General features: G+C 71.3%; 14 protein-coding genes and 1 pseudogene. 11 read left to right on the top strand and 4 right to left on the bottom strand.

Annotation, left to right across the window (positions count from 1 at the left end; genetic code table 11):
• Positions 1-465: 465 nt before the first annotated feature.
• The 3 genes from sepH to JMF97_RS27460 all read right to left on the bottom strand — a co-directional run bounded on the left by sepH (position 466) and on the right by JMF97_RS27460 (position 4,422).
• Positions 466-1,545 carry a septation protein SepH gene (sepH, locus tag JMF97_RS27470; protein ID WP_203224156.1) on the bottom strand — a complete coding sequence of 360 codons (1,080 nt, stop codon included), beginning with the start codon at positions 1,543-1,545 and terminating at the stop codon, positions 466-468.
• Positions 1,546-1,833: 288 nt separating this feature from the next.
• Positions 1,834-2,961, bottom strand: coding sequence for a phosphoserine transaminase (serC, locus tag JMF97_RS27465; protein WP_203224155.1), 1,128 nt, complete (start codon positions 2,959-2,961; stop codon positions 1,834-1,836).
• A 354-nt stretch (positions 2,962-3,315) separates the two neighbouring features.
• Complete coding sequence (locus tag JMF97_RS27460) at positions 3,316-4,422, bottom strand: citrate synthase 2 (RefSeq protein ID WP_203224154.1); 1,107 nt, start codon at positions 4,420-4,422, stop codon at positions 3,316-3,318.
• Positions 4,423-4,699: 277 nt separating this feature from the next.
• Between JMF97_RS27460 and pdxH the strand changes: the two genes are divergently transcribed.
• From pdxH to JMF97_RS27430, 6 genes are all read left to right on the top strand, one after another.
• The gene (gene pdxH / locus JMF97_RS27455) at positions 4,700-5,326 is read left to right on the top strand and encodes a pyridoxamine 5'-phosphate oxidase (RefSeq protein ID WP_203224171.1); all 627 of its coding nucleotides are present in this window, start codon (positions 4,700-4,702) and stop codon (positions 5,324-5,326) included.
• Positions 5,323-6,621: an MFS transporter gene (locus JMF97_RS27450; protein ID WP_203224153.1), complete on the top strand. Its 1,299-nt coding sequence runs from the start codon at positions 5,323-5,325 to the stop codon at positions 6,619-6,621. Before pdxH ends, JMF97_RS27450 begins: the two co-directional genes overlap by 4 nt.
• Before the next feature lie 35 nt (positions 6,622-6,656).
• On the top strand, positions 6,657-7,583 hold the full coding sequence (locus JMF97_RS27445) for an aldose 1-epimerase family protein (protein WP_203224152.1): 927 nt from the start codon (positions 6,657-6,659) through the stop codon (positions 7,581-7,583).
• Positions 7,584-7,628: 45 nt separating this feature from the next.
• Entirely contained in the window at positions 7,629-8,231 is a 603-nt protein-coding gene (locus JMF97_RS27440; RefSeq protein WP_013731127.1) for a nitroreductase family protein, read from the top strand.
• Positions 8,232-8,420: 189 nt separating this feature from the next.
• Positions 8,421-8,726, top strand: coding sequence for a type II toxin-antitoxin system VapB family antitoxin (locus JMF97_RS27435; RefSeq protein ID WP_093404142.1), 306 nt, complete (start codon positions 8,421-8,423; stop codon positions 8,724-8,726).
• A gap of 176 nt (positions 8,727-8,902) precedes the next feature.
• Positions 8,903-9,646: a DUF4230 domain-containing protein gene (locus tag JMF97_RS27430; protein ID WP_203224151.1), complete on the top strand. Its 744-nt coding sequence runs from the start codon at positions 8,903-8,905 to the stop codon at positions 9,644-9,646.
• 256 nt (positions 9,647-9,902) lie between these two features.
• Here the strand turns inward: JMF97_RS27430 and JMF97_RS27425 are convergent, their stop codons facing one another.
• Entirely contained in the window at positions 9,903-10,109 is a 207-nt protein-coding gene (locus JMF97_RS27425) for a PspC domain-containing protein (RefSeq protein WP_043719459.1), read from the bottom strand.
• 429 nt (positions 10,110-10,538) lie between these two features.
• On the opposite strand from JMF97_RS27425, the pseudogene JMF97_RS32415 reads away from it, so the two are divergent.
• The 5 genes and pseudogenes from JMF97_RS32415 to JMF97_RS27405 form a co-directional block, all read left to right on the top strand.
• Positions 10,539-10,994, top strand: a pseudogene (locus JMF97_RS32415) (serine dehydratase beta chain); the annotation flags it as partial.
• Between the two features lie 90 nt (positions 10,995-11,084).
• Positions 11,085-12,086 (top strand): L-serine ammonia-lyase, encoded by a 1,002-nt coding sequence (locus JMF97_RS32410; RefSeq protein WP_438803781.1) that lies wholly within the window; start codon positions 11,085-11,087, stop codon positions 12,084-12,086.
• Between the two features lie 58 nt (positions 12,087-12,144).
• Positions 12,145-12,972 (top strand): ABC transporter permease, encoded by an 828-nt coding sequence (locus JMF97_RS27415; protein WP_203224149.1) that lies wholly within the window; start codon positions 12,145-12,147, stop codon positions 12,970-12,972.
• The gene (locus JMF97_RS27410; protein WP_013731133.1) at positions 12,972-13,718 is read left to right on the top strand and encodes an ABC transporter ATP-binding protein; all 747 of its coding nucleotides are present in this window, start codon (positions 12,972-12,974) and stop codon (positions 13,716-13,718) included. Before JMF97_RS27415 ends, JMF97_RS27410 begins: the two co-directional genes overlap by 1 nt.
• Positions 13,715-15,718 carry a DUF5941 domain-containing protein gene (locus JMF97_RS27405; RefSeq protein WP_438803779.1) on the top strand — a complete coding sequence of 668 codons (2,004 nt, stop codon included), beginning with the start codon at positions 13,715-13,717 and terminating at the stop codon, positions 15,716-15,718. The genes JMF97_RS27410 and JMF97_RS27405 overlap by 4 nt, the downstream gene beginning before the upstream one ends.
• Positions 15,719-15,727: the final 9 nt, after the last annotated feature.

Below are 15,727 nucleotides of genomic sequence, written 5' to 3'. Positions count from 1 at the left end.
TCCAGGTGGCCCTGCTCCAGGTGGCCCTGGTCGCCGCGATCGGCTGGTACGGGCTGCGCGCCGCCACGGACCGCGAGGCGCGGGACACCGCCCCGCCGGCGGCCGACGATCGCTCCACCGCCGCCCCACACCCCAAAACCCCGCACCCCCGCGCCCTCACACCCCACCCCCACACCCCGCGCCGATCTTGCACTTCTGGTCGCAGAAATGCCCGAGATTGCCGTGTTTGCCCCGACAGGAAGTGCAAGATCGTGCAGAAAGGGCGAGGCGCGCGGGACGGCGTGGGGTAGGGCAGGGCGCGCCAGGCCGGGGCGCGCAGGGCAGGGCGTGGCGCGCGTGGCAGGGCGGGGCGCGCAGGGCAGGGCGGGGCGCGCAGGGCAGGGTGCGCGGGCGGGGCGGCCAAGGCGTGGCGCGGGGCAGGGTGGGGCGCGGGGTGTGGTGGGTGCGGGGTGACGCGCGCGGGGGTTAGGAGGATTCGCGGGCGGCGGGGCCGGTGCCGAAGAGGACGTCGTCCCAGCTGGGCAGGCGCTTGCGGGGCTTGCTGCCAGGCTCGGTGGAGTCGGCGGCTGCGGCCGGCGTGTTGGTGCGGCGAGGGCGTAGCACCGCCAGCGACGGTACGGCCGGCACCTCCTTCGGCGCGTCCGCGTCGTCGTCAAAGGCCGAGCCCTGACCACCGCCGAGCAGCGCCGCAGCGCCGCCGGAGACCGCCCGCTGCCGGGGTGAATCCGGCGGTCCGGCGAGTGCGGCCGGGGTCCGCGGTTCGAGACCACGGCCCGACGTCGAGCCGAGCGGCCGATCGAGCGAGGCGAGCAGGGCGTCCCGGCCGGCCCGGATCGGGTCACGGCCAGTACGGCCCGACTCGGCCGGCGTCGGCAGCCCGTGGCCACCCCGACTCGGCTCGCCGCGCGACGGACCGGGCAGCGCGTGGCCGCCCCGCTCCGGTGCCGGCTCCTGGCCGAGGATCGGCGTGGGGCGTTCGGCGCAGAGGTACTGCGCCATGTCGTCGTGCGGCGTCACCGACTGACGGGTCTTGTCCAGATCCCAGACCGCCTGCGCGGTGGCCTTGCCGGACGGCCAGGTGGCGACGATCCGCCAGGTGCCGTCGTCGCGACGCCACGCGTCCCAGGAGATCTTCTCGGTGTCGATGCCGTGCTGGGCGAGTCGCCCGTTGACCACCTCGGCCAGCGGGGTCGGCTTCTCGGCACCCTTGAGCCGGGTACGCCGAGCGTGCTGGGCGAGCATCGCCCGCTCCTGCAGCACCGGGCCGGCGTAGCGGAGCACCCGGTCGACCGGAACTCCGGCGATGCGGGCGACGTCTTCAGCGGACTCACCGGAACGGATCCGGGCCTGAATGTCCCGAGGGGACAGCGACGGCACCGGGTCGGCGGTGGTCGGTGCCACCGCGAGCGTCGGTGCACCCGGCTCGGCGTGCAGCACTCCGGCGACGCGCTCGTCGATGGGCAGGGCGAGCAGCCGCCCGACCTCGTCGGCGAGCACCAGGGCCTGGCCGTCCTCGGAGAGGGCGACGAAGCGTACTGGGCGCATCGCGTTGCCTCCGTCCCGCTTCGCTGGCCGTACGCCACGAGCCGGCCACCCGGGGCGTTGAGGACCACGGTACGCCCATCCGGGTCCAGGTGGGAGACGCCACGCCCGGACAACTCGTGCTGAGCAGCCTTCTTCGGTGCTGGTGAGAGCTGTGTGGCCGGTCAGTCGCCGGCCGCCGACCGCAACGGTACGACAGTGCACGGCACTGCCGCAGCCCGGCCGGTCCGCTCAGCGTAATGGGCCCGGCGACCCCACGGGGTCGACCGGGCCCATTGGCCCAACGTTAGGTCAGAGCCGCTCGACCACGTAGTCGATGGACGCGGTCAGCGCCTCCACGTCGGCCGGCTCGACGGCCGGGAAGAGCGCGATGCGCAGCTGGTTGCGGCCCAGCTTGCGGTACGGCTCGGTGTCCACGATGCCGTTGGCGCGCAGCGCCTTGGCGATCGCGGTGGCGTCCACCCCGTCGGCGAAGTCGATGGTGGCGACCACGTTGGAGCGCAGCGCCGGGTCGGCGACGAACGGGGTGGCGACGGCGGAACGCTCGGCCCAGCCGTACACGATGCCGGCGCTCTCGGCCGTGCGCTTGGCCGCCCAGGCCAGCCCACCCTGGGAGTTCATCCAGTCGGTCTGCTCGGCGGCCAGGAAGATGGTGGCCAGCGCCGGGGTGTTGTAGGTCTGCTCCAGCCGCGAGTTGTCGATCGCGGTGACCAGGTCCAAAAAGGCGGGGATGTACCGGCCGGAGGCCTTGACCTCGGCGGCCCGCTCCAGCGCGGCCGGCGACATCAGGGCCAGCCACAGGCCACCGTCGGAGCCGAAGCACTTCTGCGGCGCGAAGTAGTAGACGTCGGTCTCGCCGACGTTGACCTCCAGGCCACCGGCGCCGGAGGTGGCGTCGACCAGCAGCAGCGAGCCCGGGTCGGCACCGGCCACCCGGCTGATCGGCACCGCGACACCGGTCGAGGTCTCGTTGTGCGGGGTGGCGTAGACGTCCACGCCGGCCTCGGCGACCAGGGTCGGCGCGCTGCCCGCGTCCGACTTGCGGATCGTGGGCTCACCGAGGAACGGGGCGTCCTTGACGGCCTTGGCGAACTTCGCGCCGAACTCGCCGAAGTTGGCGAACTGCGCCCTGTCGCGGATCAGGCCGAAGGTCGCCACCTCCCAGAACGCGGTGGTGCCACCGTTGCCGATGATCACCTCGTAGCCCTCGGGCAGGGAGAAGAACTCGGCGATGCCGGAGCGCAGCCGGGCCACCTGGTCGCGGACGGTCTTCTGCCGGTGCGAGGTGCCCAGGTAGCTGGTGGCCACCTCGGCGAGCGCGGAGACCGCCGCCGGACGGACCTTGGACGGCCCGCAGCCGAATCGGCCGTCGGCGGGCTTGATCTCGTCGGGAATCCGGATGGTCGGAGCGTCAGCCACGGTTTTCAAGATCCTTCCGCATGGGTCGGGGCCCGGTTGAGCAGGTGGGAGTGGACCGATCGGCGTGCGCGTGGGGGTGCGTGATCGCACCCTCCGGCGGCACTGCCGCCTTCATCCTCGCACCCGTCGGTACCCCTCCGGGTGCTCGTCCCACCCCGAACCGTGAGTCGTCCGCCACAGCCCGTGGCCTGGCCCACACGGTGTCGGCCACGGGCGTACGCCGACTATCCGCCCGCCCACGACCCGCCCGCCCACGACCCGGACGGCCTCTGCGGCGCCACAAGCCGGGAACGGGGTGTTAAGAGGGGGCCCCTCCTCTACCGAAGACGTTAAGAAGGGGCCCTTCCTTACACCTCAGACGCCGTGCGGGACGGCGTCCCAGCCGTCGACCTCGTGCGGCTTGCGCGGGCCTGGCCCGACGTAGCGGGCGGAGGGGCGGACCAGGCGCTGGAGCTTCTTCTGCTCCAGGATGTGCGCGCTCCAACCGCCCATCCGGGCGCAGGTGAACATGGAGGTGAACATGTGGGCCGGTACCTCGGCGAAGTCGAGGACGACCGCGGACCAGAACTCGACGTTGGTGGCGAGCACCCGGTCCGGCCGGCGGGCCTGCAACTCGGTCAACGCCGCCTTCTCCAGCGCCTCGGCGACCTCGAACCGGGGAGCACCCAGCTCCTTGGCGGTACGCCGCAGCACCCGGGCGCGCGGGTCCTCGGCCCGGTACACCCGGTGGCCGAAGCCCATCAGCCGCTCGCCCCGGTCGAGGACGCCCTTGACGTAGCTCTCGGCGTCACCGCTGCGCTCGACCGCCTCCAGCATGCTGAGCACCCGCGACGGCGCGCCGCCGTGCAGCGGGCCGGAGAGCGCGCCGATGCCCGAGGAGATGCAGGCGGCGGCGTCCGCGCCGGTGGAGGCGACGATCCGGGCGGTGAAGGTGGAGGCGTTCAGGCCGTGCTCGGCGGCCGAGATGAAGTACGCGTCGACGGCCTTGACGTGCCGGGGGTCGGGCTCGCCACGCCACCGCTTCATGAAGCGCTCGACCACCGTCGAGGCCTTGTCGATCTCCTTCTGCGGCACCGCGGGCAGGCCGAGACCCCGGGCGGACTGGGCGACGAAGGACAGCGCGGTGACCGAGACCCGGGCGAGGTCCTCACGGGCCTGCTCGTCGGAGATGTCGAGCATCTGCTGCAGACCCCAGTACGGGGCGAGCATCGCCACGGCGGACTGCACGTCGACCCGGATGTCGCCGGAGTGCACCGGCACCGGGAACGGCTCGGCCGGCGGCAGGCCGGGCCCGAACCGGCCGTCGACCAGCAGGGCCCAGACGTTGCCGAAGGAGACCTGGCCGATCAGATCCTCGATGTCGACCCCGCGATAGCGCAGCGCACCGCCCTCACGGTCAGGTTCGGCGATCTGGGTTTCGAACGCTACGACGCCTTCGAGTCCGGGTTTGAAATCGGCCATCTCACTACTCCTGGTGTGTGGTCGGTGCGCCCGCCCAGGCTCGGTGCCCGGCCTGGCCGGGTGAGCGCCCTAGGCGACCCTCTCCGGATGTGTTCGTGACATCTTGCCTGCTGGTAACCGGGTGTGCGACCCACTGTCGATGTGCTGCACACGACATCCCCGGATGAGCCGCCCGTCGTCGATTCGGCGAGACTTGACCGTACGGGCTGGTCGGGGGCGGATCCGCCGGACGGACAGGGGAGGACACGTGACGGGGGACACACCACCGCCATCGGGTATGCGCCACGAGTACGACGCCGGATCGGGGCTGGTCGAAGCCGACCTGGCCGGTGACTGGTGCAGCCAGTTCGATCGCTGGTTCGCCGAGGCGGTGGCCGCCGGGCTGCCGGAGCCGAACGCCATGGTGGTGGGCACCGCCGACGCCGCCGGTCGGCCGAGCGCCCGCACCGTGCTGCTGAAGGGGTACGACCAGCAGGGCTTCGTCTTCTTCACCAACTACCGGTCCCGCAAGGGCACCGAGGTGGCTGTGAACGCGTACGCCAGTCTGGTGTTTCCCTGGTTTCCGATGCAGCGGCAGGTGATCGTGACCGGGTCGGTGGAGCGGATCGACCGGGCCACGACCGAGGAGTACTTCGCCAGCCGACCGCGCGGCTCGCAGCTCGGCGCGTGGGCCAGCACCCAGTCGTCGGTGCTGCCGGACCGGGCCGCGCTCGACGACTCCTACCGGTCGGCGGCGCAGCGCTTCGCCGAGGTGGCGCCGATCCCCGCCCCGGAACACTGGGGTGGCCTGCGGGTACGCCCCGACGCGGTGGAGTTCTGGCAGGGGCGGGCCAGCCGGCTGCACGACCGGCTGCGGTTCCGCCGTACCGACAGCGACTGGGTTGTGGAGCGGCTGGCCCCGTGACCTCGAAAGACACCTCCCGGCCGCGTGAGCAGCGCCGCTGGGCGATCGACCTGCGCCCGTTGCGGGTGCTGGCGTACCGGCGGCTGTGGGTCGGCAACGCCATCGCGATGTTCGGGTTCCAGTTCACCGCGGTCGCCGTACCGGTGGAGATGTACGCGCTGACCGAGGACTCGCTCTGGGTCGGGCTGCTCGGCGTGGCTGCCTTCGTACCGTTGCTGGTCTTCGGGTTGTGGGGCGGCGCGGTGGCCGACGCCCTCGACCGACGCCGGGTGCTGCTGGGCGGGTCGGTGCTGCTCTGGGTGTCCGTCCTGGGGTTGTTGGCGCAGGCCCTGCTGGATGTCGGCAGCCCGGTGCTGCTGCTGGCGTTGGTGGCACTGAGTTCGGTGTCGTTCGCGATCGCCGGGCCGGCCCGCGCCGCGCTGGTTGGCCGGCTGGTACCGGTCGAGTTGGTGCCCGCCGCCACCACGCTGAACTTCACCACGGCGATGGCCACCTCGGTACTCGGCCCGCTGGCCGCGGGTCTGATCCTCGCCGTCTTCGAGCTCGGGATCGCGCTGCCCGTCGCGTACGGCCTGGATGCCACGCTGCTCGTCGCGCTGGTCTGGGCGGCGCTGCGGCTGCCCGCGATGCCGCCCGAACCGGACCCGGACGGCGGTCCCCGGCAGGCCGGGCTGCGCAGCATCGTCGACGGCGTCCGTTACCTGGCCGGCGCACCGGTGCTGCTGCTCTCCTTTGCGATCGACCTGATCGCGATGGTGTTCGCCTTTCCCCGGGCGCTCTTTCCCGAGGTGGCGACCGAGCGGTTCGGTGGCGGCGCGGCGGTGGGCTGGCTGTACAGCTCGATCGCCATCGGGTCGCTGCTCGCCGGCCTGCTCTCCGGCTGGATCGGTCGGGTCCGCCGGCAGGGGCTGGTGCTGGTGCTGGCGGTTGTCGGCTGGGGCGTCGCGGTGGCGATGGCCGGGCTGGCCCGCCAGCTCTGGCTGGTCGTCGCGCTGCTGGTGCTGGCCGGCGCGGCCGACCTGGTCAGTTCGGTGGTACGACAGTCGATGCTGATCGTGTACGCCCCGGACCGCATGCGTGGGCGCCTGCAAGGGGTCAACACCGTCGTGGTGGCCGGCGGGCCGCGCCTGGGTGACCTGCGGGCGGGAGCCATGGCGGCCGGTTTCGGCAGCGGTGTGGCCTGGGTGGGCGGTGGTCTGGCGGCGGCGGTGCTGGCGGTACTGCTCGCCGTGGCGTTCCCGGCGCTCACCCGCTACCGGGCGGCGATCCAGACCGGTGACCGCCGACCGCAGTGAGCGCAGAGCCGACCTGGAAGCTAGGGTCTGGCGACATGGATAGCCCTGAGCCGCGTCCCCTCTCCGGGGCACAGTGGACCATTGCCGCCGCCGGTCACGAGGCGGTCATCGTCGAGGTGGGTGGCGGGCTGCGCACCTACCGCCAGGACGGCGTCGAGCACGTCGACGGGTACGCCACCGACGAGATCTGCCCCGGTTCGGCCGGTCAGGTGCTCGCGCCCTGGCCCAACCGGATCCGGGACGGGGTCTACACCTTCGACGGGCAGTCGTTGCAGCTCAACATCACCGAGCCGGAGCGGAACACCGCCATCCACGGCCTGGTCAACTGGTCGTCCTGGCACCTGATCGAGCAGCGGCCGGACGAGGTCACGATCGGCTTCGACCTGCCGCCGCAGCCGGGATACCCGTGGCCGCTGCGACTGCGTACCCGCTGGAGCGTCGGGGCCGACGGGCTGCGCGGCGAGCACGAGGTGACCAACACCGGGGTCGAGCCGGTGCCGTTCGGCTTCTCGGTGCATCCGTACCTACGCCTGCCCGGCGTACCGGTGGAGGAGATCGCGTTGCAGGTGCCCGGACGGAGCCGGATGCTGGTGGACGGGCGGTTGCTGCCGGTCGGCGTGACCCCGGTGGCCGGCACCGAGTACGACTACACCGAGCCGCGGCGCATCGGCGATGCGGTGCTGGACCTCGCCTTCGGGGAGGTGACCCGCGACGACGACGGTTCGGCGGTGACGCTGCGCGGCCCGGACGGGTCCAGCGGGCTGAGCATCTGGGCGGACGCCCAGTTCGGCTGGTGGCAGGTCTACACGGGCGACACACTGACCGGTGAGCGGTTCCGGCGGTCGGTGGCGGTGGAGCCGATGACCTGCCCGCCGGACGCGTTCCGGTCCGGTCGGGATCTGATCGTCCTGGCACCCGGCGAGACCTGGCAAGGTGCCTGGGGAATCCGGCCCGGAGTCTGATCGGACGTCGACCGGCCGCCCCGGCCCAGCATCGAGGAGAGACAGGTGGAGTTCGCGGACGTCGTCCGGCGACGCCGAATGGTGCGTAACTACGACCCGGACCGTCCGGTCCCGCCGGAAGTCGTGGAACGGTTGCTGGACCACGCGGTGCGGGCCCCGTCCGCCGGGTTCTCCCAGGGCTGGGGGTTCCTGGTGCTGGAGGAACCGGCGGACCGGGAGCGGTTCTGGGCCGCCACCACCCCGGAAGGCGGCGGTACGGGCCGGTGGCTGGCCGGGATGCGCCGCGCTCCGCTGATCGTGGTGCCGCACGCCAACCGCTCGGTCTACCTCGATCGGTACGCCGAAGCGGACAAGGGCTGGGCGGACCGCTCGACGGACCGTTGGCCGGTGCCGTACTGGTACATCGACACCGGTTTCGCCGCTCTGCTGATGATGCTGACGGCGGTCGACGAGGGACTGGGTTCCTGCTTCTTCGGGATTCCGCCGCAGCGGCTGGAGCCCTACCGGGAGGCGTTCGGTGTGCCGGAGGAGTACCACCCGATCGGGGCTGTCACTGTCGGTTATCGCGCACCCGACCATCGGTCACCCTCACTGCGTCGAGGGCGTCGTCCGGTGGACGAAGTGGTCCGCCGAGGACGGTGGAGCTGACCCGAACGGGTGGTTTCGTCCTGTTGAGAACCGGACTACCGGTAGCGAAACTGGCACCAGGGAGCAGAACGTGAGGTGCGGGGGGCCGCTACGCTGGCACCGACATCGGTGCCGCGGGGCGCGGCACCGTGCCGCGACCCGCGTCGGCGTCGTGGTACGACCCGGACAGGGGGAGGGGAGCGTGCCGTCGTGATCTTCAGAGCGGTCCGGGACGGGCGGCCCTACCCGGAACACAACCTGACACTCAAGCAATGGGCCGAGATCCCGCCCCGCCCGCTGCGCCTCGACCAGCTCATCACCACCAAGCGCGAGTTGGCGCTGGACAAGCTCCTCGCCGAGGACTCGACCTTCTACGGTGACCTGTTCCCGCACGTGGTGCAGTGGAACGGTGGTCTCTACCTGGAGGACGGCCTGCACCGCGCGCTGCGCGCCGCGTTGCAACAGCGCAACCAGATCCACGCCCGGGTGTTCGTACTCGCCGAAGCGGTCGAGTGACTTCCGTCGGGCGCTGAGTGCGTCGCTCCGGGCGGCGCTGAGCGTGTCGCTCCGGTTCGGTGACAACATGCGGTTTGAACTGCTGAAACACGCGATCGGGTGACTCGGCGAGCGGCTGTCGTACAGGGGGCTTACCGTCATCACAGACAACGCGTCTGACAAGGACGGTGAGGGCGATGGCACGCGACGGCGACATCAACGAGCCCACCAGCAGGTTCCCCGACACTGACCTGCACCCGGACGACCGGTCCGATGTTCCGCCCCCGCCGCCATCGGGCGGCGGTGCCGCACGGGCCCTGCTCTGGGTGCTCGGCGCGGCGGCGCTCGCCGTGGTGGTGCTGCTCGGCGTGCAGACCACCGGGATCCTGCCCGAGTTCCGCAATCCCTTCAGCAAGGAGCAGACCGACCGCAGTCAGCCGGCGCTGCTGGAGTCGATGCAGGATCTCAGCCGTTACGTGGCCGCCGAGGGCAACTTTCAGGTCGTCGTCGACCTGCAGAACGACCGCCGGAACGTGCCGGACTGGCTGCTCAACCAGCGCACGCTCTTCGTCGGATCAGGCAGCGTCGAGGCGTACGTCGACTTCGGCACCCTCACCGAGGGGGCGATCGTGCAGTCGGCCGACGGCAAGTCCGTCGAGATCAAGCTGCCGGCCCCGCAGCTCGCCGAGACCAACCTCGACCTGGACAAGAGCTACGTCTTCGCGGAGGAGCGGGGCCTGCTCAACCGGGTCGGTGACCTGGTCAACGGTGACCCGAACCGGCAGCAGCAGGTCTACCAGCTCGCCGAGGACCGGATCACCGCCGCAGCGCGGGACAGCGGGCTGATTGCCCGCGCCGAGGAAAACACCCGCAAGATGCTGGTCGGCCTGCTCGCCTCCCTCGGCTTCGAGCACGTCACCGTCACCTACATAGCCCCCTGACCCGCCGCCCCACCGCCGGACCCATCCGGTAGGTGGGGCAACTTCGGGGAAGTTGCTGCCTCCGGCCCCCGTTTGGCAGCACTTTCCCCGAAGTTGCCTGCGCCCCACGGGTGGGTGCCCAGCGGGTGGGCGTCTCGCGTGCGGGCACCTCGCGGGCAGGTGCCCTGCGGGTGAGCGCCTCGTGTGCGGGTGTCTCGTGTGCGGGTGCCTCGCGGGGTGGGCGCCCTGCCGGTGAGAGCCCGGCGTGGGGGGAGGGTCAGCGGGCGGTTGCCAGGTAGCGGTCCTCGTTGGGCATGATGATCCACAGTGCCAGGTAGATGATGACCTGGGTGCCGGGCAGCAGCAGCGACAGCAGGAACAGCAGCCGGACCATCCCGGCCGACATGCCGAAACGCTGGGCCAGGCCGGCGCAGACACCGGCGAACATGCGCCCCTGCCGGGGCCGTACAAGCTTGCGACTCATCGTGGTAGTTCCCCTCTGCGGCGATCCGCCGCTCTTGACATCAACGCTAGGGCCAGGACCTGCCCCCGCCCTCCGTCCCGAGAACGAACCTTCCCCAGCCCACCCGTAGGTACATACCCGCGCCCTCCTCCCTATCCACACCCCATGCCCGCGCGCCCGCGGCCGCCCGCCCCTGCGCGCGCCCCGCTCCCTGCCTCGTCGATCATGGAGTTTTGGTCGGGGCATAACGGGCGTATCAGGTGCAATAGGCGACCGTAAGTGCAAGATCGGCGGGGGAAGTGGGGTGGGGGGAGGGAGGGTGGGTGGGGGTTAGGCTCGGAGGGTTGGGCGTCCGTATCGGGGCGCTGGTGCCGGCCTTGGTGACGGGGGCGGTGGCGATCTTCATCGTCTGTTGACCGGTGATCCCGGCGCAGGGCGAGGGGTGTGGGCATGATCAGTGTGTTCGACCTGTTCAGTGTGGGCATCGGGCCGTCCAGCTCGCACACGGTGGGGCCGATGCGGGCGGCGCGTACGTTCGTTCACGGGCTCAAGGCCGATGGTCGGCTCAGCGAGGTGAGTCGGGTACGGGCCGAGTTGTTCGGGTCGCTCGGCGCCACCGGGCACGGCCACGGCAGTGACCGTGCGGTGCTGCTCGGCCTGGCCGGTGAGGTGCCCGAGACGGTGGAGACCGACGCTGTCGACGCTCGGGTGACGGAGATTCGGTCGCGGCGGCGGCTGGCGCTGCTCGGCACGCACGAGATCGACTTCGACCCGGATCGGGATCTGCTGCTGCATCGTCGCCGGTCACTGCCGTACCACCCGAACGGGATGATCTTTTCGGCGTACGACGGCAGCGGGGCCGAGGTCAGGACGCGCACCTACTACTCGGTTGGTGGTGGGTTCGTCGTCGACGAGGCGGCGGCGGGTGCCGACCGGATCAAGCCGGACAGCACCGAGGTCCGCCATCCCTTCTTCACCGGGGCGCAACTGCTGGATGTGACCGCCTCGACCGGGCTGTCCATCAGCGAGGTGATGCTCGCCAACGAGTTGTCCTGGCGGTCCGAGGCGGATGTGCGGGCCGGGCTGTTGGACATCTGGCGGGTGATGCAGGAGTGCGTCGAGCGCGGCTGCTCCCGCGACGGCACGCTGCCGGGCGGATTGAAGGTCCGCCGCCGCGCCGCCGAACTACGCCGCAGCCTGGAAGCAGACGTCGCCACCCCGCACCCAGGCACCCCGCACCAAGCCGCCGCGCACCTAGCGACCCCGCAGCCAGCCGCCGCGGACCCAGCGAACCCGCACCCGGCCACGCCGCACCCGGCCGCCGTGCAACCAGCCACCGGGCAGCCAGTCGCCGATTGTCCAGCCAACCCGCAGGCGGGGGCGGCAGCGCGGGTGGTGGATCCGCTGCACGTGATGGACTGGGTGACCCTGTTCGCCTTGGCGGTCAACGAGGAGAACGCGGCTGGTGGGCGGGTGGTGACCGCGCCGACCAATGGTGCGGCGGGGATCATTCCGGCGGTGCTGCACTACTACACGCGGTTCGTGCCGGGGGCCAGCGCCGACGGGGTGGTGCGGTTCCTGCTCGCGGCCGGCGCGATCGGGGTGTTGTTCAAGGAGAATGCCTCGATCTCCGGCGCGGAGGTGGGCTGCCAGGGCGAGGTCGGCTCGGCCTGCTCGATGGCTGCCGCCGGGTTGGCCGAGGCGTTGGGTGGCACGCCGGCGCAGGTGGAGAACGCCGCGGAGATCGGCATGGAACACAATCTCGGGTTGACCTGCGACCCGGTGGGCGGCCTGGTGCAGATACCGTGCATCGAACGTAATGCGGTGGCTAGCATCAAGGCGATCACCGCCGCCCGGCTGGCTCTGCGCGGTGACGGGGTGCACGCCGTATCGCTCGACAAGGTCATCAAGACCATGCGGGAGACCGGCGCCGACATGAAGGTCAAGTACAAGGAGACGGCGCGCGGCGGTCTCGCGGTCAACGTGATCGAGTGCTGAACGGACGAAGTTCACCGACTGCTAACCTGTCGTCCGTTCAGTAGGCGGGAGAACGACGGTGACCTCTGGCGTGGGGGCGTTGTGGTCGCACCGCAACTCGCTGCGCATCCTGGTCCGGCGTGATCTCGCGGTCAAGTACCAGCAGTCGGTGCTGGGCTACTTCTGGTCGTTGATCGAGCCCCTGGGAATGGGCGCGATCTACTGGTTCGTTTTCGGCGTGCTGTACTCCCGGGACACCAACCGACACCTGGGCGAGGCCGCCGGGTCGTACCCGCTGTTCTTGATCACCGGGATCTTCGCCTGGATGTGGACCAGCTCGGCGTTGAGCGAGGCGACCAACGCGCTGACCGGCCAGTCCCGGCTGATCACCACGATGAACGTGCCCCGGCAGGTGTTTCCGATCGGCCGGGTGGTCGGTCGGTTCGCCGAGTACGCCGCCGGCCTGCCGATCCTGGCCGGCATCGCGATCTGGTACGCCGCCGAGGGCAAGATCGATCCGGGTTGGTCGCTGCTGGCCCTGCCACTGGCCGTGCTGGTGCAGGCCACCCTGCTGATCGGGGTGGCGCTGCTGCTGTCCGCGTGGAACGTGCTGATGCGTGACGTGGAGCGGTTCATGCGGCTGGTCATCCGGGTGCTGTTCTACGCCACCCCGATCATCTATCCGCTGAGCCTGGTCCAGGGCTCCGGCCTCCCCGGCTGGCTCAAGCTGGGCTACGAACTCAACCCGCTGGTCGGCATCTTCCAACTGCACCACTCGGTGTGGTACCCGGACGAGTTCCCGTCAGCCCGCATGCTCGCCACCACCGTCGGCATCAGTCTGCTGCTGCTCGTCGCCGGCTGGTGGTCGTTCCGCCGGCTCGAACCCGCCGTGCTCAAGGAACTCTGATGGGCGAATCGATCATCGAGGCGGAGGGTCTCGGCATCCGGTTCGTCCGCAACCGTCGGCGGCAGCTGCGGCTGCGCGAACTGCTCATCCACCGGGGGCGGCGCAGCGCGAGCGACGGCCAGTTCTGGCCGCTGCGCGACCTGACCTTCTCGATCGCGCCCGGCGAGACCGTCGGCGTGATCGGCCGCAACGGCACCGGCAAGAGCACCCTGTTGCGCCTGATCGCCGGGGTGCTCATTCCCGACGAGGGGCGGATCAGGGTTTCCGGCGACGTCGCGCCGCTGCTGGAACTCTCCGCCGGCTTCTCCAACGACCTCACCGGGCGGGAGAACCTGTATCTGGTGGGCGGGCTGCACGGGCTGTCTTCGGGCTACCTGAAACGGCACTTCGACGAGATCGTCTCGTTCGCCGGTGAGCAGGTGGAACGGGCTATCGACACCTCGGTGCGGCACTACTCGTCCGGAATGAAGGTCCGGCTGGGTTTCGCCATCATCTCCCACCTGCCGCACCCGATCCTGCTGATGGACGAGGTGACGGCGGTCGGGGACGCCGAGTTCCGCGCGAAGTGCTACACGACCATCGATCGTCTGCTCGGGGAGGGGCGCACTCTGGTGCTGGTGTCACACAACGAAAAGGACCTGACCCGGTTCTGCCGTCGAGGATTGTTCCTCGACGCGGGCCGGCTGAGCGTCGACGGCACGATCGCCGAGGCGCTGGCCGCGTACCACGACGCGGTTCCCCGGTGACGCTCGCGATCGTGCTCGCCGCCGGTTCGCCGGCCGCGAGCCTGCCGGCGGGCGATGGTACGGCGCTGGCGGATCGGCTGGCCGCGCAGTGGCGGTCGGCCGGCGTCACCGACGTGCGGTTCGCGGCCGACCTGGACGAGTTGGCCGACCTGGTCGGCGGGTCGACCGGCCCGGTGGTGGTCAGCGGTGCCGACCTGGTCGCGCACACCGCCGTACTGCGGCATCTGGTGACCAGCCCGGTCGGGCCGACGGTGGCGTTGGTGCTCACCGACCCGCCCGCCGGTGGTCGCACGACGGTCCGCGAGGAGCGCGGCCAGGTGGTCGACGCGGGGCCGGCGCACCGGCTCGACGGCGAGGCCACCGGGATCTTCGGTGGCGCGGTGCGGGTCGGCCGGGACGACCTGCCGGCGCTGGTGGCCGCGGCCCGGGCCGCCGCCACCGGTCGGCTGGCCGACGTGGCCGCCGGGCACGGGGACGGTGGTCCGCGCGTCGAGCCGCCGGGGCCCGCCGTGGACCAGGTCTTCACCGGGCTCACCGCCCAGGGTGTGCTGGTCTTCGCCCAGCGGGTACGCCTGCTGGTGGCGCACCGGGTCGACGACGAGAGCGGGCTGTCCGGGGCGCGGGCCGCGGTTGCCGAGGTGGACGAGGACCGGGCCGAGTTGCGGCTGTCGGTCAAGGAGAAGGACGACTTCTTCACCACGTACTTCGTCAGCACCTGGTCCCCGTACGTCACCAAGGCGGCGGCCCGGTTGGGGTTGAGCCCGACCGGGGTGACGATGCTGTCGGTGGCGTTCGCGGTGGCCGCGGCGGCGTTGTTCGCCAGCGGCGGCCGGCTCGCCCTGGTCACCGGCGGGGTGCTGCTCTACCTGGGGTTCGTGCTGGACTGCGTGGACGGCCAGTTGGCCCGCTACACCCGCAACTTCAGCGCCTGGGGCGGCTGGCTGGACACCATGGCCGACCGGGCCAAGGAGTACGTGGTCTACGCCGGCCTCGGCTGGGGCGCCACGGCGGCCGGGGTCCGGTACGGCTGGGCCCTGGCGATCGCCGCGATGACGTTGCAGACCGTACGACACATGACCGACGCGTGGTACGGCGTCCTGCACGACGAGGCGGCCCGGCGGCCGAAGGCGGTCGGCACCGGCGGTGGTGGTGGCATCGGTGACCGGCTCAACGCCGCGTCCACGAAGGTGCAGGCCGACACCGGGTCGCTGTCGTACTGGCTCAAGCGCACGGTGGTCTTCCCGATCGGGGAACGGTGGGCGCTGATCGCGGTGGCCGCCGCGCTGTTCAACCAGCGGATCGCGCTGCTGGCCGTACTGACCTGGGGTGTGCTGGCGTTCGCGTACACCGGGGCGCTGCGTACGCTGCGGGCCCGGTGGATGTGGGTGCCGGTGCTGGACACGCTCGACGCGACCCTGCACCGTGACGACGGCCCGCTGGCCGCCCGGCTGCCGGTGTTGCGTCGTCCGGGTCCGTTGGTGCTCGCGGTGCTCGCCGCGTTCGGCGCGGGTGCGCTGCTGGTCACGGCGCTGCTGGTGGGTGCCGACGCGGGTTGGTTGCGCTGGGCGGTGCCGGTGGCGTTGCTGATGCTGCTGCTCGGTGCGGCCGGTGCCGGCGCGGCGCACAACGGGCCGCTGGACTGGCTGGTGCCGGCGGCGCTGCGGGCTGCGGAGTACGTGTTCGCCATCGCCGTCGGGGTGATCGGTCAGGCGCCCGCCTGGCTGATCTTCGGGTACGTCTTCGTGCTGACCCTGCACCACTACGACTTGGTGGCCCGGCTGGAGAAGCGGCAACCGGCACCGCCGCTGCACGCGGCGACCCTCGGTTGGGAGGGGCGGTCGGTGCTACTCGCGGTGGTGGCGATAGCCGGAATTGTGAGTATTGGTCTGGCTACACTCGGTATCTACCTGTTGGTGCTCTTCGTGGCAAGTGTGGTGCTGGCCTGGTTCGTCCGGCCGGCACGGGTGCCGGCGGGTGCCGGGAGGAGCACGACAATCTGACGGAGGCCG

Origin of the sequence: Micromonospora fiedleri, from assembly GCF_016774385.1 — a bacterium.
In the GTDB taxonomy this organism is placed as follows: Bacteria; Actinomycetota; Actinomycetes; order Mycobacteriales; family Micromonosporaceae; genus Micromonospora; species Micromonospora gifhornensis.
This window is presented reverse-complemented; position numbering and strand designations above follow the sequence as displayed.